14 protein-coding genes and 1 tRNA gene are annotated in these 18305 nt (G+C 66.2%); 4 read left to right on the forward strand and 11 right to left on the reverse strand.

Going from position 1 to position 18305, the window contains the following annotated elements; all coding sequences use genetic code 11:
• Nucleotides 1-40 precede the first annotated feature (40 nt).
• From pks2 to GGC64_RS34155, 6 genes are all read right to left on the reverse strand, one after another.
• Nucleotides 41-6322, reverse strand: coding sequence for a type I polyketide synthase (pks2, locus tag GGC64_RS34130; protein ID WP_192727059.1), 6282 nt, complete (start codon nt 6320-6322; stop codon nt 41-43).
• 960 nt (nt 6323-7282) lie between these two features.
• Nucleotides 7283-7355, reverse strand: a tRNA-Ala gene (locus GGC64_RS34135).
• A 54-nt stretch (nt 7356-7409) separates the two neighbouring features.
• Nucleotides 7410-8447 (reverse strand): gephyrin-like molybdotransferase receptor GlpR, encoded by a 1038-nt coding sequence (gene glpR, locus GGC64_RS34140; RefSeq protein ID WP_192727060.1) that lies wholly within the window; start codon nt 8445-8447, stop codon nt 7410-7412.
• A 156-nt stretch (nt 8448-8603) separates the two neighbouring features.
• Complete coding sequence (locus tag GGC64_RS34145) at nt 8604-9257, reverse strand: GNAT family N-acetyltransferase (protein ID WP_192727061.1); 654 nt, start codon at nt 9255-9257, stop codon at nt 8604-8606.
• Between the two features lie 19 nt (nt 9258-9276).
• The gene (gene glp, locus GGC64_RS34150) at nt 9277-10542 is read right to left on the reverse strand and encodes a gephyrin-like molybdotransferase Glp (RefSeq protein ID WP_192727062.1); all 1266 of its coding nucleotides are present in this window, start codon (nt 10540-10542) and stop codon (nt 9277-9279) included.
• Between the two features lie 41 nt (nt 10543-10583).
• The gene (locus tag GGC64_RS34155; protein WP_192727063.1) at nt 10584-11495 is read right to left on the reverse strand and encodes a UTP--glucose-1-phosphate uridylyltransferase; all 912 of its coding nucleotides are present in this window, start codon (nt 11493-11495) and stop codon (nt 10584-10586) included.
• A 96-nt stretch (nt 11496-11591) separates the two neighbouring features.
• Here GGC64_RS34155 and GGC64_RS34160 point away from each other — a divergent pair, with 96 nt between their 5' ends.
• The 3 genes from GGC64_RS34160 to GGC64_RS34170 all read left to right on the forward strand — a co-directional run bounded on the left by GGC64_RS34160 (nt 11592) and on the right by GGC64_RS34170 (nt 13331).
• Nucleotides 11592-12197, forward strand: coding sequence for a 5-formyltetrahydrofolate cyclo-ligase (locus GGC64_RS34160; RefSeq protein ID WP_192727064.1), 606 nt, complete (start codon nt 11592-11594; stop codon nt 12195-12197).
• A gap of 59 nt (nt 12198-12256) precedes the next feature.
• Nucleotides 12257-12604 (forward strand): FmdB family zinc ribbon protein, encoded by a 348-nt coding sequence (locus GGC64_RS34165; protein ID WP_192727065.1) that lies wholly within the window; start codon nt 12257-12259, stop codon nt 12602-12604.
• Between the two features lie 73 nt (nt 12605-12677).
• Nucleotides 12678-13331: an SAF domain-containing protein gene (locus tag GGC64_RS34170; RefSeq protein ID WP_192727066.1), complete on the forward strand. Its 654-nt coding sequence runs from the start codon at nt 12678-12680 to the stop codon at nt 13329-13331.
• A gap of 5 nt (nt 13332-13336) precedes the next feature.
• Here GGC64_RS34170 and GGC64_RS34175 read toward each other — a convergent pair whose 3' ends face one another.
• Nucleotides 13337-13546, reverse strand: a complete 210-nt coding sequence (locus tag GGC64_RS34175) for a hypothetical protein (protein ID WP_192727067.1) — start codon at nt 13544-13546, stop codon at nt 13337-13339.
• A 135-nt stretch (nt 13547-13681) separates the two neighbouring features.
• Here GGC64_RS34175 and mscL point away from each other — a divergent pair, with 135 nt between their 5' ends.
• Nucleotides 13682-14140: a large-conductance mechanosensitive channel protein MscL gene (mscL, locus tag GGC64_RS34180; RefSeq protein WP_192727068.1), complete on the forward strand. Its 459-nt coding sequence runs from the start codon at nt 13682-13684 to the stop codon at nt 14138-14140.
• On the opposite strand, the gene GGC64_RS34185 is transcribed toward mscL, so the two are convergent.
• The 4 genes from GGC64_RS34185 to GGC64_RS34200 all read right to left on the reverse strand — a co-directional run bounded on the left by GGC64_RS34185 (nt 14141) and on the right by GGC64_RS34200 (nt 18214).
• Nucleotides 14141-14779, reverse strand: a complete 639-nt coding sequence (locus tag GGC64_RS34185; RefSeq protein WP_192727069.1) for an MspA family porin — start codon at nt 14777-14779, stop codon at nt 14141-14143.
• Between the two features lie 165 nt (nt 14780-14944).
• Complete coding sequence (locus GGC64_RS34190; protein WP_192727069.1) at nt 14945-15583, reverse strand: MspA family porin; 639 nt, start codon at nt 15581-15583, stop codon at nt 14945-14947.
• A gap of 709 nt (nt 15584-16292) precedes the next feature.
• Complete coding sequence (locus GGC64_RS34195) at nt 16293-16835, reverse strand: molybdenum cofactor biosynthesis protein B (RefSeq protein WP_192727127.1); 543 nt, start codon at nt 16833-16835, stop codon at nt 16293-16295.
• A gap of 32 nt (nt 16836-16867) precedes the next feature.
• Entirely contained in the window at nt 16868-18214 is a 1347-nt protein-coding gene (locus tag GGC64_RS34200; protein ID WP_192727070.1) for a S1C family serine protease, read from the reverse strand.
• Between the last annotated feature and the right edge of the window lie 91 nt (nt 18215-18305).

Consider the following 18305-nt stretch of genomic DNA (forward strand, 5'->3'; position numbering starts at 1 on the left):
TCCTTACTCGTATGCCTGGATTTCAGCGGACATTTCGATGTCAGGAAGACGACGCACCCTGCGGTGACTCCAGTTTTTCGCACAACAGCCCGGCCAGGCCCTGGATCGTGGTGATGTCCGCCGACGTGATGCGGACCCCGGTCTCGGCCTTGATGTGGGTGCGAAGCTCGAGGTTGCCCAGCGAGTCCAGACCGTATTCGGAAAGGGGCCGGTCCGGATCGATGGTGCGACGCAAGATCACGCTGACCTGTTCGGAGATCAACCGCCGCAGCCGCGTTGGCCACTCGTCCTTGGGCAACGTGCTCAACTCGTCGAGCACCTTGCTCGTCTCCGCCGAGCCGTGACCGGTCGACTGGAACCGCTCGGCGAACCGGCTTCGTTGCGCGAGCGCGGTGAACCACGGTGTCCCGGTCAGTGGCGCGTATCCGGTGTAGGCGCGGTCATGCCGCAGCAATGCCTGGAACGCGTATGCGCCCTCGTCCGGAGTGATCGCGATCTCGGCCGCTTCGGCCACCGCGGTGGCGCGGCCGACTTCGGCCCAAGCGCCCCATGCTATCGCCGTGCCCGGCAGCCCTTGTGCCCGACGCCATTTGGTGAACGCATCGAGCCAGCTGTTGGCCGCCGCGTATGCGCCCTGGCCGGGTGAGCCAACCAGAGCCGCGGCCGACGAGAACGAACAGAACCAGTCGAGCGGCTGTGTGGCCGTGGCACGGTGCAGGTTCCAGGCCCCGTACACCTTTGGGGCCCAGTCGCGCTGAATGAGCTCGTCGGAGATGTTCTCCAGCGTGGCGTCCTCGACCACCGCTGCGGCGTGCAGCACCCCGCGCAACGGCAGTCCCGTCGCGGTCGCGGCAGCCACCAACCGGTTCGCCGTGCCGGGCGCGGTGATGTCGCCGCACTCGACGACGATGTCTGCGCCCATCGCCCGGATCAGGTTGATTGTCTCCAGCGCCTTGTCATTTGGCTGCGACCGCGAGGTCAGCACGATCCGGCCGCAGCCTGCGGAGGCCATCTTCTCGGCGAGGAACAGGCCCAAGCCCCCGAGGCCGCCGGTGATGAGGTAGGCACCGTCGCTGCGGAAGATGCGCGCCTGCTCGGGCGGGACGGCGACGTTGGTGTGCCCGACCCGCGGGATGTCGAGGATCAGCTTGCCGGTGTGCTGCGCCCCGCCCATCGCCCGGATCGCGGTGGCGGCGGCGGCAAGCGGGTAGTGCGTGCTTTCCGGCATCGGCAGCGATCCCTCGGCCGTCAGCCGATACACCTTCTTCAGCAGGCTGCGTACCTGCTGAGGATGGCTGATCGACATCAGGGCCAGGTCGACGCCGTAGAACGCGAGGTTGCGACGGAACGGGAAGAGCCCCATTTTGGTGTCGCCGTAGATGTCGCGCTTGCCGATCTCGATGAACCGTCCGCCGAGCGCCAGCAGTTCCACCCCGGCGCGCTGGGCTGCGCCGGTCACGGAGTTGAGCACGATGTCGACGCCGTAGCCGTCGGTGTCCTTGCGTATCGCGTCGGCGAACTCGATGGTTCGCGAGTCGTACACGTGCTTGATCCCCATGTCGCGCAACAACTGTCGACGCTTTTCGCTGCCCGCGGTGGCGAAAATCTCGGCGCCGACGGCGCGTGCGATCGCGATCGCGGCCTGGCCGACACCGCCCGTCGCGGAATGAATCAGCACCCGATCGCCGCGCCTGATCCTGGCCAGGTCATGCAGCCCGTACCAGGCCGTGGCGTGCGCCGTGGTGGTCGCGGCGGCCTGCGCATCGGTCAGCCCCGCGGGCAACTTGACGGCGAGGTTGGCGTCGCAGGTGACAAAGGTGCTCCAGCACCCGTTGCCGGACAGCCCGCCGACGTGGTCGCCGACCTTGTGGTCCTTGACGTCCTTGCCGACCGCGGTGACCACACCGGCGAAGTCGGTGCCAAGTGCGGGCAGCCTGCCTTCGAACGTCGGGTACTTCCCGAATGCGATCAGCACGTCGGCGAAGTTCAGGCTGGATGCCGTCACCGCCACCTCGATCTGACCCGGTCCTGGCGAAACACGCTCGAACGCAACGAGTTCCATCGAGTCCAGGTCACCCGGCGTGCGGATCTGCAGACGCACACCGTTGCGCTCGTATTCGACGTCGGCCGTCTGTCGCTCCTCGGCGCGCAGCGGAGTGGCGCTCAGTCGCGCCGTGTACCACTGGCCGTTTCGCCACGCGGTCTCGTCTTCCTCGGACCGCGCCAGCAGTTGACGGGCGAGGTGCTCGCCGTCGGTGTGGTCGTCGATGTCGATCTGACTGGCCCGAAGCTGAGGATGCTCGGTGCCGATCACCCGCATCAAGCCGCGCAGGCCCGCCTGCTCGAGGTTGGCCCGCTCACCGTTGCGCACCGTCTGCGCATCACTGGTGACCAGGTACAGCCGTGGCTCGCCAGGCACCTCGGGTAGTTCGCGGACGATCCGCACCACATGGCGCACGTACTCGCCGCCACGGACCGCGAGTTCGTCGTCGAGGCTGCCGTTGCGCGGGCCCGTGAGGACCACCACGCCGTCGAACCCGTCGGTGGCGAGGTGCTCGCGAAGCTGTTCGGTGTTGCGTTTGTGGTCGGCCCGCTGTGACCAGGCCATCGAGGTGCATTGGGCGCCAGCGGCTTTCAACGCGTCGGCGAGCTTTCCTGCGACCGCTTCCGCAGTCGCTGATGTCGAGACCAGCAGCCACGCACCCGGGTGGGCGTCTGCCGCTTCGGGCAGTTCGTGTGGCTCCCACTCGATGGTCAGCAGTCGCTCACCCAACACGCGGTCGCGTTCGCTGGCTTGCGAAACGCCGGTGCCCATCTTCAGGCCGCGCACGCTCAGCAATACCTGCCCGTTCTCGTCGAGCACGTCGAGGTCGGCCTCGACACCGGTCGCGCCGGCCTCGGTCACGCGCGAATAGCAGTACCGGGCATTGCGAGTGGGCCCGTAGGCCCGCAGGCTACGCACACCCAACGGCAACAACATGCCGCCGTTGGCGACCTCGGCGACGCTGGCATGCGCCGCCACCGACTGGAAGCACGCGTCCAGCAGCGCCGGGTGGATGCCGTAACCGCTCTGCTGCGAACGGATCGATGCGGGCAGTGCTACCTCCGCGAGCACTGTCGCACCGATCCCCTCCGCGGTATATGCCGCGGACAAACCCGAGAACGCGGGGCCGTACTTGATGCCGCGCTTGACCATCCAATGACGGACCTGATCTCCGTCCACCCGGCACGGGTGGGACGCCAGCAGGGCGACCAAGTCGAGCGCGGGCGCGACGTTGTCGTCCGCGACGGCATGCAGGACCGCCGACGCTCGTCGCGCGTGCTCCCCGTCCTCGACGGTGTCCACGACGAACGTGACGACACCGGGCGCCTCCACGGTCGCGACCGCGCCGACAGGGGTCTCTTCGTCGAGCAGGAGCATCTGGTCGAACGTGATGTCACGGACTTCGGCTGCCTCGCCGAGGGCCGTGGCCGCTGCCGCCAACGCCATCTCGCAGTAGGCGGCGCCGGGAAGCGCTGCAGTGTGGTGAATCTGATGATCACCCAGCCACGGCTGTGCCTCGGTGCCGACCTCTGCCTGCCAGACGTGGCGTTCCGGCTCCTCGTTCAAGTGCACATGGGCTCCCAGCAACGGATGCGCCGAGACGGTGCAAGCGCCCTGCGCCCGAGAATCCTGGCCGCTCCGCGATAACAACAGCGAACGGTGGGTCCACGTCGGCAGCGGTGCATCCACCAGTTGGCCACCGGGGTACAGCATGGCGAAATCGACTGCGGCACCGGCATTGTGCAGATCGGCAACGAAATCCAGCATGCCGTTGGGCATCTCCTGCTCTCTGCGCATCGCAGCGAGCGCGGCCACCGGCATACCGAGTCCTCGCGCGGTCTGCCCAACGGCGTGGGTCAGCAGAGGATGCGGGGACAACTCGGCGAACACCCGGTAACCGTCCTCGAGTGCGGCCTGCACGGCCGCCGCGAAGCGAACCGTGTGGCGCAGGTTGTCGACCCAGTAGTAGGCGTCGCATACCGGATGCTCACGCGGGTCGAACGAGGTCGCGGAGTAGTACGGGATTTCCGGTGTCAGCGGGTTGAGTTCGGCCAGCACGTCGGTCAGTTCGTCGAGGATCGGATCGACCTGCGGCGAGTGTGATGCGACGTCGACGGCCACCTCACGCGCCATCACGTCGCGCTCCTCCCACGCCGCAACCAGCTCGCGCACGGCCTGTGTTTCGCCGCCGATCACCGTCGACTCAGGCGATGCCACCACCGCGACCACGACATCGCTGATGCCGCGCGCCATGAGCTCCGATATCACCTGCGCGGCAGGCAGTTCGACCGATGCCATTGCGCCGGAGCCGGCGATCGTCGACATCAGCCGGGACCGTCGGCAGATCACGCGCACACCGTCTTCGAGCGACAGTGCTCCTGCCACCACCGCCGCGGCCGCCTCGCCCATGGAATGGCCGATCACGGCACCGGGCTGCACGCCGTAGGCCTTCATCGTGGCCGCCACCGCCACCTGCATGGTGAAGATCGCAGGCTGGACGAGGTCGATCCCGGTCACCGTGCCCGGCGCCGAAATCGCCTCGGTGACCGAGAATCCGGCCTCCCTCGCGATCAGCGGCTCGATCTTGGCGACCGCGGCAGCGAATTCCGGTTCGGTGGAAAGCAACTCGGCGCCCATCGCGGCCCACTGCGAACCCTGTCCGGAGAACACCCACACCGGTCCGCGGTCGTCATGTCCGACCGCAGGCTGGTACGGTGCGTCGCCGTCGGCGACCTCGAGCAAGGCGTCGGTCAGTTCGCCAAGGCTGCCGGCCATCACGGCAGTCCGCACCGGGCGGTGGGCACGCCTGCGGGCAAGGGTGTAACCGAGATCCGACAGTGCCACGCCGCTGCCTACCGACTTGAGCCAGTCGGCCAGCCGACCGGACGTGCGGCGCAGTTCCTCGGGCGAGGTGGACGACAGTGGGAAGATCAGCTTGTCGCCCAGCACGGATTCGGTGTCCGAATCCGTCGCCGCGGCGGGTTGTTCGGCAGCTTGTTCGATGATGGCGTGCACGTTCGTCCCTGACATCCCATACGACGAGACTGCGGCCCGCCGCGGATGATCGCCGTTCGTCGGCCACGGCGTGTTCTCCTGTGGCACAAACAGTTTGGTGTCGATCTCGGCAAGTTCGTCCGGCAGCCGGTTGAAATGCAGATTCTGCGGGACCACGCCGTGTTGCAGCGAGAGGACGGTTTTGACAAGCCCTACCGCTCCGGCGGCAGACTGCGTGTGCCCCAGATTCGTCTTGACCGAACCAAGCGCGCATGGTCCGTCGATGCCGTAAACGTTGGAAAGGCTTGTGTATTCGATGGGATCCCCGACAGGGGTGCCGGGTCCATGGGCCTCGATCATGCCGATGGTGCTCGGCTCGACGCCCGCAGTCGCCAGCGCCTTCTTGTACACCTCGGTCTGCGCGGTTGCCGACGGTGTGGTGATCGTCTCGGTGCGGCCGTCCTGATTGGCGGCCGTCCCGCGCAGTACGGCAAGGATCCTGTCACCGTCGCGTTGGGCATCCGGCAGTCGCTTCAACATGACCACAGCGCAACCGTCGCCGGAGACGAATCCGTCTGCGGCCGCGTCGAATGCGTGACACTTCCCGGTCGGTGACAACATTCCAGCTGCTGAACCGCCTGCGAACCTGCGCGGGTCCAGGACGGCGTTGGCGCCGCCTGCGAGCGCGAGATCGCTCTCACCGTCGTTGAGGCTGCGGCACGCCATGTGAATGGCGAGCAGCCCGGATGAGCACGCGGTGTCGAAGGTGATCGCGGGTCCGTGCACACCGAGGGCGTAGGAGATGCGTCCCGACGCGACACTGAAATTGGCGCCGGTGACACCGTAGGGCCCCTCCATAGCGTCGGTGTCGGCGGCCAGCAGTTGATAGTCGTTGACCGTAAGACCCATGAAAACGCCGGTCAGTGAGCCGGCGATGGTCTCCGGCGTGAAACCGGCGTGCTCCATGGCCTCCCAAGAGGTTTCGAGCAAGATCCGATGCTGCGGGTCCATTGCGGTCGCTTCTCGCTCGCTGATGCCGAAGAAGTCGGCGTCAAAGCCCGCGACGTCGTCCAGAAAGGCACCCCACTTGCACGGCGAGCGGCCAGGAACACCCGGTTCGGGGTCGTAGTACTCGTCGAGATCCCACCGGTCAGACGGAATTTCGGTGACCATGTCGTCGCCGCGTAACAACGCATCCCACAACTCCTTCGGGGAGTCGATCCCCCCGGGAAGTCGGCAGGCCATTCCGATGACAGCAATGGGAGTAACGGGTGCTCTATCCACGAATCGCCTCTCGTCAGCGTGAAGTTGGCAGGAATCAGTAGGAAACGGCGGTTAGCGAGAATGCCTGCAGACTGTGGTCCGAAACGAACAGCGGAACTGCCGGACTGCACCGGTTTTGTGCGCTGTGCAGGTGCGCCTCGTGTATTGCGATGGCAGACAACAGATGTTGTCGTCCTTGCCACCCGCACGTGCACACCGCGCGCGCGTGCAGCGAACCTTTGTCCACTGCCACCACGCCGCGGCGGGCACGGCCAAGCGATAGGGATGCAGTCGGCCTGGCAAAACGATCTGCGGAGTTCGCAGCCACTAGGGCGCCCAACGGATCGTCAGGCCTTCTCGTTTGCCAATGCGTGGTCGTTCTCAGGCATGGCGGTCAACCTAACAGGGTTTTCCCAAAGATGGGAGATTACTCCCAAATTCGCAGTGCATGTGTCGCCACTTGCACACGTGTGCCGTGTGTGATAGGCATCGCCAGCACACGCCGACGAGCAAATCGGGCAAACGGCACCAGGGTTCGCAGATCATCGCGCCCGAATTGCGTACAGCGCCCTGAACTTTCGTTACCGCTGAACGAATGACCTTTCCGTGTCTTGCATTTCGTCACGTGGCGGATGAAAGAAAACGCACGTAGTCAAGATTCCGCAAAGAAATCCGCAAACGGAGAACTTTGCTGTTGCGGTAACACCGTGTGCCGCGGCGTCGTCGATTCGGATGACACCGAGGCATGCGGCCAGCAACCGCATAAGTGGCGATCTTGATAGCGCCGAAAACGCATGATGACTAGGTAGCTGAAGCGTTGTGTCACGTCATGCCGCCCGGGATCTACTCGCTCGACCCGGCGGCGAGACAGCGTGCTGTCCTTCGAATTGCGACGAGAGCGCTTGGGCGCAGATTCACGTCAGCGGCCACAACCCGCAGCGCACGCGCAAGGAACGTGCGCGCATGGACTCTCGATATATGTGGAGCTAAGGGGAATCGAACCCCTGACCTACTCGATGCGAACGAGTCGCGCTACCAACTGCGCCATAGCCCCTGGTACCGGTAGCACAGGCTACCAGCCTCGGCGCCGCCGCAGAAAATCGATTGGCTACTGGCCGGCGGCGCGCGGCAGGTCGAACTCGCGCGCGAACGGGGCGTAGTCGAGATGCTCGAAGATCGGGTCCTCGTCGTCGATCTCCAGCACCACCGAACCGGGCCGCCGCAGCCGCGACGGGACCACGTCGAACTCGTGATCGTCGGTGTTCTCCACGCCCAGTCTCGATCGCGCGATCCGCTGGGCGCGGCGCCGCCGCAGCCGGGCCTCGATGCGGGTCTGCCGACGCAGGTAGGCCAGGTAGAGCAGGGTTATCGCGCTCATGGACCCGCAGGCCCACCAGGCGGCGGGGCTCAGGGTCACTGCCGCGATGCCTGCGACGACCGTCAACACGGTCAGCATCGTCAGCATCCGCTTGCGGAACTTGTACTTGCGGGCGTCGATCGTGGCAGCCCGTGCCTCCGACCGCCGCATGCGCGCGGCGCTGATCGAGTCGGCGATCTGCAGATCGGTTTCCGACGGCGCCTCTAGACCCGACGAATCGTCGACGTACTCGTATTCGTCCTCGGTGCCGTCGGACTCGTATTCGGCCGCAGGCTCGTCGGCCTCGAGATCCTCGGGTTCCTCAGCTCCCTCACCGAAATCCAATGGCAGCTCGTCGGTCTGACCCTCGGGCTGCTCTTCGACGGCGTCGTGCGCCGACGCGCCGACCGGCAATGCACCCGCATCCTCGTCGACAACATCGACATCGAGGTAGTCCGGCTCACAGTCGATTTCAGACTCGACGGCGGCGGCGCGCACCACCGCCCGCTCCGTCGACTCGTGCGTCGCCTCGTCCTCGAGGTCGTCCTCGGGTTCGTCGTCGAGATCGCTGTCCGACGGTTGCCAGTGCGGATCGCTGTTGTGTCCGGCCGCCGGCCTGCCGCGGCGCAGTAACCGCGCGCCGCTGCCGGTGTTGAGCACCCGCGTCGCCAATGCCACGTCGCTGGTACGACGAACGGCATCGCGCTTGCTGATCAACATCGGCACCAACACGAAGAGCCACAGCACTACGAGGGAGATCCAGAGGAGAGATTGGGGGATGCTTGGCATGGCGCCTGCTCCTTTCCCCTACAGGCTAGGTCCGTGACCAGCGCATCCATCGGCGGCGCGCCGAGGTCAATTACACACCTGTAATTCCCGACTTACAAGCACCATCTGCCACAAACGTCACATTGGTAACGATGGCTCGACTTCGCTGGCATGCGCTCAGGCCCAGTGCGCGTGGCCCTCGCGCACCAATGCGGAGGCGGCCGAACCACGCAGCTCCTCGGTGGTGATCGCCACCAGCAGGTGATCGCGCCAGGCACCGTCGACCTCGAGGTAGCGCCGCAGCAGTCCCTCCTCGCGGAAACCGACCTTTGCCAGTACGGCCCGGCTCGCGGCGTTCTCCGGCCGCACCGTTGCCTCGACCCGATGCAGCATGACCGGTCCGAAACAGTGGTCGAGGCCCAGCGCGAGCGCCGCTGTCGCGATCCCGCCGCCGGTGGCCGAGCTGGCCACCCAGTAGCCGATCCATGCCGAGCGCAGCGCACCGTGCGTGACGTTGCCGATGGTCAGTTGACCGGTGAACTCGCCGTTTACCTCGATGACGTACGGCAGCATCCGACCCTTACGGGCCTCCGACCGCAATCCCGAACAGACCGCCGGCCACGACGAAACCGAATGCCGCACTTCCCAATTCACATCGGTCACCGGTTCCCACGGCTCCAAGTGGGCGCGGTCGGCCAGCCTGATCCGGCTCCAGGAGGACGCATCGCGCAGACGCACGGGCCGCAGTCGCACCAAACCACCGGCGACCCGCAACGGGCCCACCGGCGTCGGCCATCCGGGGTGCAATGAAGTCGAACGCCACAGGTTCATGACGGCAAGCCGCTACCGTTCAGCCGCGCTGAGCCAGGAACGCGACGTCGACGATCTCGCCGGTGCGGATCTGTTCTGCCTCGGTCGGAACCACCACCAAACAGTTTGCTTCAGCAAGCGTCGCGAGCAGATGCGACGACGCGCCAGGCCCCCCGCCGAGAGCCTGCACCAAGTACTCACCCGTGTCCTGGTCGCGCATCAGCTGGCCACGCAGATAACCCTTGCGGCCTGCCACCGAACTGATCGGCGACAGCGTGCGGGCCTGCACGACCCTGCGCATCGGCTGCCGCTTGCCCAGCGTCAGCCGGATCAGGGGTCGCACCATCACCTCGAAGACAACCAACGCGCTCACCGGGTTGGCGGGCAGCAGGAACACCGGCACTCCCTCCGGGCCCAGCTGACCGAAGCCCTGAACCGAGCCGGGATGCATCGCGATGCGCGTGACTTCCATGTCGCCGAGTTGTGAGAGCACCGAGCGCACACTCTCGGCGGCCGCGCCGCCGACCGCTCCGGCGATCACCACCACCTCAGCGCGATTGACTTGGCCCTCAACGACTTCCCGAAGTTCATTCGGGTCGGTGTCGACGATTCCGACACGGGTCACCTCGGCGCCGGCGTCGCGGCCTGCCGCGGCCAGCGCGTAGGAGTTGACGTCATAGACCTGTCCGTTGCCCGGCGTCCGCGAGATGTCGACGAGCTCACCGCCTACGCACATCACCGACAGCCTGGGCCGCGGGTGAACCAGCACGCGCTCGCGGCCGACCGCCGCCAGCAGGCCCACCTGCGCCGCGCCGATGATCGTGCCTGCCCGCACGGCGACGTCGCCGGGCTGGACGTCATCGCCGGTGCGACGGACGTAGGCCCCTGACCGCACGCCACGAAGCACCGTCACTCGCGACTCGCCGCCGTCGGTCCACCGCAACGGCAGTACTGCATCTGCGAGCGTCGGCATCGGCGCACCGGTCTGCACTCGGGCGGCCTGGCGCGGCTGCAGCCGGCTCGGGGCGCGGGCACCGGCTTCGATCGAACCCATTACCGGAAGGCTCACTTCGCGGTTCCCGTCGTCCCCCTCGCCGTCATCCTCGCCGCCCCCGACGCCGAGCACATCCACGCTTCGTACGGCATACCCGTCGATGGCAGCCTGATCGAATCCAGGCAGCGGCCGTTCGGTGACGACCTCCTCGGCGCACATCAACCCTTGGGCTTCGGCGATCGCCACCCGGACGGGTCGTGGCGCCACCGCAGCGGCCGCTACCCGGGCCTGCTGCTCCTCCACCGAACGCACTACTGCACGCCTTTCTGCCGTTCAGGAGCCGTCGTGGCGTATCAGCAGTCGATCAGCCCTAATCGCTCCACCAGCCACCGTCGCAACTCGGGGCCGTAGTCGTCGCGTTGCAACGCAAAGTCAACCGCAGCCTTGAGATAGCCGCCAGGATTTCCGAGGTCGTGTCGAGACCCGCGATGCACGACGACGTGCACCGGATGCCCCTCTTTGATCAGCAGCGCGATGGCATCGGTCAATTGGATCTCGCCGCCTGCCCCACGCTGAACCCGCTTGAGCGCGTCGAAGATCGCACGGTCGAGCACATAGCGGCCTGCTGCGGCGTACGGCGACGGCGCGTCCTCAGCCTTCGGCTTTTCCACCATGCCCTTGACGCGTAACACGTTGGGGTTGTTGGTATCTGGCACCTTTTCGACGTCGAACACGCCGTAGGCGCTGATCTCGTCGGGACCGACCTCGATCGCGCACAGCACCGTGCCGCCACGTTTGGCGCGCACCTTCGACATGGTTTCCAGCACACCGGTGGGCAACACGAGATCGTCGGGCAACAGCACCGCGACCGCGTCTTCGTCGGGCGCCAGGCTGACTTCGACGCATCCGACGGCGTGTCCGAGGCCGAGCGGTTCGCGCTGTACCACCGACTCGACCTTGATCAGCGCCGGTGCGCGCCGCACCTTCTCCAGCATCGAGGTCTTGCCGCGCGCCTCCAGCGTGCCCTCGAGAACCAGGTCCTCGACGAAGTGGGCGACGACGCCGTCCTTGCCTTCGGAGGTGACGATGATCAACCGCTCGGCACCCGCCTCGGCCGCCTCGGCCGCCACCAGTTCGATGCCGGGCGTGTCGACGACGGGCAGCAATTCCTTCGGGACCGTCTTGGTCGCGGGCAAGAACCGGGTCCCAAGGCCCGCGGCAGGAACGACCGCGGTGCGCGGAATCGGAACCTGAGCTCTTGTCATCGTTCACACCCTAACGTCCTTAGCTCGGTTAAGCCGCGAAGGCATGTATTGCGTTCGTTTTGCGACTGCCGCGAAGAGGCTGTCATCGTTGACGCCGTGGCGTACCCGACGAAGACCGAGCTGCGGGCCGAGATCCTCGCCGCTCGCCGCGCACTCGCGCCGCAACTACACGACGCCGAAGCCCATGCGCTGTCGCGACATCTGGCCACTCTGATCGGCCCGGATGAAACCGTATGCGCCTACGTGCCCGTCGGCTCCGAGCCCGGTTCTGCCGAGCTGATCGACTCATTGCTGCGCCGCGGCGTTCGGGTGCTGCTGCCGGTCGCCCACCACGACGCGGCGGGTCTGCCGGTGCCGCTGCTTTGGGGCGAGTATCGGCCGGGCCGACTGGTGGCCGCGCGGTTCGGCTTACTGGAGCCCGCCGAGCCGTGGTTGCCCGCCGATGCGATCGCCTCGGCGTCGGTGGTGCTGGTGCCCGCTCTCGCCGTCGATCGGACCGGGGTGCGGTTGGGGCGCGGCGCCGGGTTCTACGACCGCTCCCTACCGCTGGCCGCGCCCGCCGCGCGACTGGTCGCCGTCGTGCGCGACGACGAGCTCGTCGCGCGGTTGCCCGCCGAGCCGCACGATGTGCGGATGACGCACGCGCTGACGCCGACCGGCGGCTTGACCGAACTCGACCAGGGAATGACCGAGCCCACATAGCGGTTCTAGCACTTGAGCCGGTAGAGTGCTAAGCAGTTTTGACCATCTCGGAGGTTTTTGTGCCTACCTATTCCTATGCGTGCACGGAGTGCGGCGATCGGTTCGACGCAGTGCAGGCCTTCAGCGATGACGCGCTGACCACCTGCGCCAAGTGCAACGGTCGGCTGCGCAAGCTGTTCGGCAATGTGGGAGTGGTCTTCAAGGGCAGCGGTTTCTACCGCACCGACAGCCGCGATTCGGCCAAGAGCTCCGCGAACGGCTCGTCGAGTTCGTCCAACGGGTCCGGCTCGGAGTCCACCGGCGGCTCGTCGTCCTCGTCGTCGGAGAAGTCGTCGGAGAAATCGTCATCCAACGGTTCGAGCACCAACTCGACCACCTCGGCACCCGCTGCTGCCGCATCGACCTGACGCGAGCCGAGTTATCCACAGCCGCGGGCACAGCCCGCACCCTCGTTGTGCCGCCGCGCCTTAACGTGGCCGCATGGGGGACTCGCTTAATCCGTCTGTCCTGAGCCGGCTATTGGCCGCGCGGCCGGATTGGTCACGCACGCTGGCCGCCCGCCGCGCAGCCGCGGCCGCGCTCGTCATCCTGGCCGCCGTTGTCGCGCTGCGCTCCGACCCACACGGTGATCGCACCGACATTGTCGTCGCGACGCGTGACCTCGCCTCGGGTGTGGAACTGACCGCAGCCGATGTCCGGCTCGAAAAGCGAACGGCCGCAACGGTTCCCGACGGTGCGCAGTCAGACGTCGACGCCGTTGTCGGTGCCACCCTCGCCGGCCCGGCCCGCCGCGGCGAGGTGCTCACCGACGTGCGGGTGCTCGGTCCGCGGCTTGCCGAATCGGTGGCCGGTCCCGACGCCCGCATCGTGCCGCTGCCCCTTGCCGACAGCGCGGTGCTGGATCTGGTCCGTCCTGGGGATGTGGTGGACGTGTTCGCGGCGAGCTCCGAATCCGGTGCGGACGCCCGACCGCAACTGGTGGCGACGAATGCCGTTGTCGTCCTGACGTCCGAAAAGCCGAAGGGCGCAGGCAACGGCAGCGACAGGGTCGTGCTCGTGGCCGTCGGAGCCGCCGCTGCCAACGAGTTGGCAGCGGCGGCACTGCTTCAGACGGTGACGCTCACCTTCCACTGAGGCGGTCAGCGCGGCGGTGCAGGCACCGGCGTGGTGGTCGGGGCCGCGGGGCCACCGTGCTGGATCACGTCCATCACCATGTCGGCCAACTCGTCAGAGCTGGAGGTCGCGGGTGCTGGTGCAGGTGACGGTGTCGGTTCGGCGTTTGCGGTGCCGATCGCGAGCACCGACAGCCCGAAGACCATGCCAGCCGCAGCCGACCACACCCAACGCATCTCCACTCCTTTTGCCTTGGTGCACAGCCCGATTCCCCGGCGAAGCTAGCACCAGACCGCGTCCGCCGCACTTCCAACCCGACTAACGTCAACGCTTGTCAGGTAGGCATCCGACTGCAGGAGGGGTTCGAGCGCATGTTGAAGGGCTTCAAGGAGTTTCTGTCCAGAGGCAACATCGTCGATCTGGCCGTCGCGGTGGTGATCGGTACCGCGTTCACGGCGTTGGTCACCAAGTTCACCGACAGCATCATCACTCCGTTGATCAACCGCATCGGCGCCGGCGGCGACGCCAACTACGGCATCCTGCGGATCGGCATCGGCGGCGGCCAGGCCATCGATCTGAACATCCTGTTGTCGGCGGCGATCAACTTCGTCCTTGTCGCCGCGGTGGTCTACTTCTTGGTCGTCACCCCGTACAACAGGCTGCGCAAGAAGGGCGAGGTCGAGCAGGCGCAGGACACCGAGCTCGCGATCCTGACGGAGATCCGCAACATCCTCGCAGAGACCAACGGCCAAGTCGGTCCGCATGTCAGTGGCCCGGGCACAGGCCCGAGCCCTGACACCGCAGAGACGACGAGTGGCGACAGGTCCTAGTTAGTTCATGTTCCAGGGTTCGCCGTAGGTGGTGACGCTGTCACCGGCCTTGGAGATCAGCCGAGCGAACGGACGCAGCAACACACCACCAGCAGCACCGGTCACGGTGCCATGAGCGTTGGAGACCGCCACCTTGCCGTGCGGACCCGACACATCCACCGAGAACGTCGCCACTTCCTGAATACCGGGGCCATTGCCCAGGTCAGCAGAGATCGACACACCCGGGAACAGGTTCGGGGTAATCACCGAACCAAACGCCGTGAACGGACCGCCATAGAGGTTCGCATCATCCAACAGGATGTTGGGCGTGGTGTAGGAGAAGTTGATCCCCACACCCAGCGACCACGGGAAACCAATCTGGTAACCCAGCTCCAAGGTGCCCTCGAACTCATCAGCACCCGGGCCGGCCACGTTATAGACGGCACTACCGGAGTGGAACCACTCACGAGTCAGCCGGTTGCGGTCCAAGGGGAACACACCATTGAGGAAGGTGTCCCACTGCTGGATCGTCAGCGTCCGATCCTGGCCATCAACCAGGCTCAGCTCGTTGTCCAGACCTGCATGAGAGGTGCCCGTGCTCACGAACAAAGCGGCCAACGCCGCCACAATCGCGACCAGCACCCGACTGAATGCCTTCATTTGTTCCCCATCTCTGAAAGGCCTGGACCTACAACGGGTGGATCGCAATACGTGATGCAACCGTTACAGATGTTGTAGCTGACTTCTCTCGTTACTGTGGTGATAACGGCAAAACAGCCCCCGGCGAATCGCCGGGGGCTGCTTCGTAGAGCCCTGAGCTGGGAGTTAGTTCATGTTCCAGGGTTCGCCGTAGGTGGTGACGCTGTCACCGGCCTTGGAGATCAGCCGAGCGAACGGACGCAGCAACACACCACCAGCAGCACCGGTCACGGTGCCATGAGCGTTGGAGACCGCCACCTTGCCGTGCGGACCCGACACATCCACCGAGAACGTCGCCACTTCCTGAATACCGGGGCCATTGCCCAGGTCAGCAGAGATCGACACACCCGGGAACAGGTTCGGGGTAATCACCGAACCAAACGCCGTGAACGGACCGCCATAGAGGTTCGCATCATCCAACAGGATGTTGGGCGTGGTGTAGGAGAAGTTGATCCCCACACCCAGCGACCACGGGAAACCAATCTGGTAACCCAGCTCCAAGGTGCCCTCGAACTCATCAGCACCCGGGCCGGCCACGTTATAGACGGCACTACCGGAGTGGAACCACTCACGAGTCAGCCGGTTGCGGTCCAAGGGGAACACACCATTGAGGAAGGTGTCCCACTGCTGGATCGTCAGCGTCCGATCCTGGCCATCAACCAGGCTCAGCTCGTTGTCCAGACCTGCATGAGAGGTGCCCGTGCTCACGAACAAAGCGGCCAACGCCGCCACAATCGCGACCAGCACCCGACTGAATGCCTTCATGTTCTCCCTAGCTATGTAGACGGCGGACCGGCTAGTCCACCGTGTTGTTGTCCGTGCGCGGCTCCTACCGCTAAACCACACACGACGCTTGAGTGGCATGTGACGCAAATGAGAGAGCTCACATGCTGCTCTTACGTTTCGCTCATCGTTGACACGAGGAACATAACGGGGAGGCATCCCCCCGGCAACGCGTGGGGGACATTCGCGTCGATTCCGCCACCCTGTGATGGGAGTTTGCTGGCGCGCCGCAGGCGCGATCAAACACCGTCGTTCGGACCGATTGTGTCGCAACGAAGAGACAACCGGGCCGGTCTCGCGTCGCACATCGGTGTCAGACGGTGACGCCATGCGGCCACCTGCCGTTTTCCGCGCTTAACGCGAAATCACAGGTCAATCATGGTGAGGGGGGATATTGTCCCGCAACCACTGCTCATGCTCGGCGGCGTCGTCCGGCGAAAAACTGTCTCGCTCGTCAACGGGTAACTCGCGCAATGGATCCCCGAATATCTTGTTAACTGCATCGCGGGCGCGCTTTGGCGGGTCCGTCACAGCGCGCCTACGGTGTGACGAAGATCACATTCGGACAAAGATAGCCGTTCACGTAGGCGTAACCGGCGGTACGACGGCGTAATTCGCGAAGCGCAGCGCACCGCTGACCACGACGCGGTAACTGCGTCGCGGCAACTGTTGCGCAGCGAGGCCAATCTCGTTAGATCTCCAAGCTGGATAGCTGGCCGATGATCTGAACGGCCAGCGGGCTCAATGTGGCCATGCCGTCCCTGACCGCGGCGCGCGAGCCCGCGAGATTAACTACGAGGGTGCTGCCGGATATCCCGGCGAGGCCGCGGGAGACGCCCGCGTCGACTATTCCTGCCGACAGACCGGACGCGCGCAGCGCCTCGGAGATCCCGAGCAGTTCACGGTCGAGGATGTCGCGGGTGGCTTCGGGGGTCACGTCGCGCGGCGTGACTCCAGTGCCTCCCACGGAGACCACCAGGTCAACTCCGCCGATCACCGCCGTGTTGAGGGCGTTGCGGATCTCCACCTCATCGGAGGAAACGACGACCACGCCGTCCACCACGAAGCCGGCCTCGCCGAGCAGCTCGCTCACCAACGGGCCCTCGTGGTCTTCTTCGCCATGAGCGGTGCGGTCATCGACGACGACGACGAGCGCCCGGCCCACCAACTCCCCTGGCTGTTCCATGAGTGCAACCGTATATGTCGGAAGTGACACGGGCGCGGCCACTCTCAGAGTGCGCGGGCCTCCAGGACCCACGGTGATGGTCACTGCTGTGCCTTGCCGAGCGTGACCTGCACGGTCTGCGACTTACCCGATGGATCCAGGTATGTGAGCGTCACCTTGTCACCTGGCGCCTTTGATCGCACCGCGGCCACCAGAGCGTCGGCGCTGCCGATCACCCGGTCGTCGACCTTGGTGACGACGACGCCGCTTGGCAGGCCCGCCGCCGCAGCCGCGCCACCGTTGGTGACCTCGACGATCTTCGCGCCGTCAACGCCCGCGTCGTTGCCCACCTGGACGCCGAGCGAGGCGTGTGACGCCGTGCCGCTCTGGATGAGCTCATCGGCGATCCGTTTGGCCTGATCGACCGGGATGGCGAAGCCCAGCCCGATCGAGCCGCTCTGCGCCTGCGGACCCGCATCGCCGCCCAACGTCGCGATGGCCGAATTCACGCCGACCAGTTCGCCATTCATGTTGACCAGCGCGCCACCCGAGTTGCCGGGGTTGATCGCCGCGTCGGTTTGAATCGCGTCGAGCACGGTGTTCTGGTTCCCGGCGTCGCCGCCGGCGGCCACCGGGCGGTTCAGCGCGCTGATGATGCCGGTGGTGACGGTGCCTTCCAGCCCGAGCGGCGAGCCGACGGCCACCACGTCCTGGCCGACCCGCAGATTGCTCGACGAGCCAAGGGTGATCGGGGTCAGCCCCGATGCGCCCTGCGCGCGAACAACGGCGATATCGCTGCTGGGGTCGGTCCCGACGACCGTGAAGCCCATCGTGCGGCCGTCCGCGAAGGTCACTTTCGTCTGGGCGCCGCCGGCAGGGGCCGGCGCGGGGGGGCCGCCCGGGTTGTCCTTGGCGGCGGACACGACGTGGTTGTTGGTCAGGATCAGCCCGTCGGAGGACAGGATGATGCCGGAGCCCTCCTCCGACTGCTTGCCGAGGTCGACCTCCAGCTTGACGACGCTGGGCACCACCTTGGCGGCCACCTGCTCGACCGAACCCGCGGGCAGGCTGGCGGCGGGCACGCTTGGCGCCAGTCCGGTGGCGCTCGAGCCTGCCGACGGGCGATCCGGCTGGGCGAGCAGGGCGACGCCACCGCCGATACCCGCCGAGACAATCGCGACGGCGACCGCGCCGGCCGTCAAAGCGCCTGCGCGGGAACGCTTTTGGGGAGCGTGCAGACCGGGCGGCTGCTGCGGAGCGCCGCGGTACGGATCGTAGGGCGCACGGAACTGCTGCTGCGTCGCGTAGCGCCAGTCATACGGCTGCTGCGGCTGCTGCTGCTGATATGGCCGCGGCGCGCCAGGATAGCCGGGCGTCCCATGCTGCGCATGGCCGCCGGGCCGGTGGCCGGGCGGCGGAGGCGGCGAGTACCTCGGGTGGTTCGTCATGTCGCTGCGATGGCCTTCCTGGAGTAGGTCCCGACTTCTTGAACAACGACGGCTGCAGGCTCAGCGTGCCCATTCGGGCTGAGAATCCACT

The organism is Mycobacterium sp. OAS707 (assembly GCF_014873705.1).
GTDB lineage: Bacteria > Actinomycetota > Actinomycetes > Mycobacteriales > Mycobacteriaceae > Mycobacterium.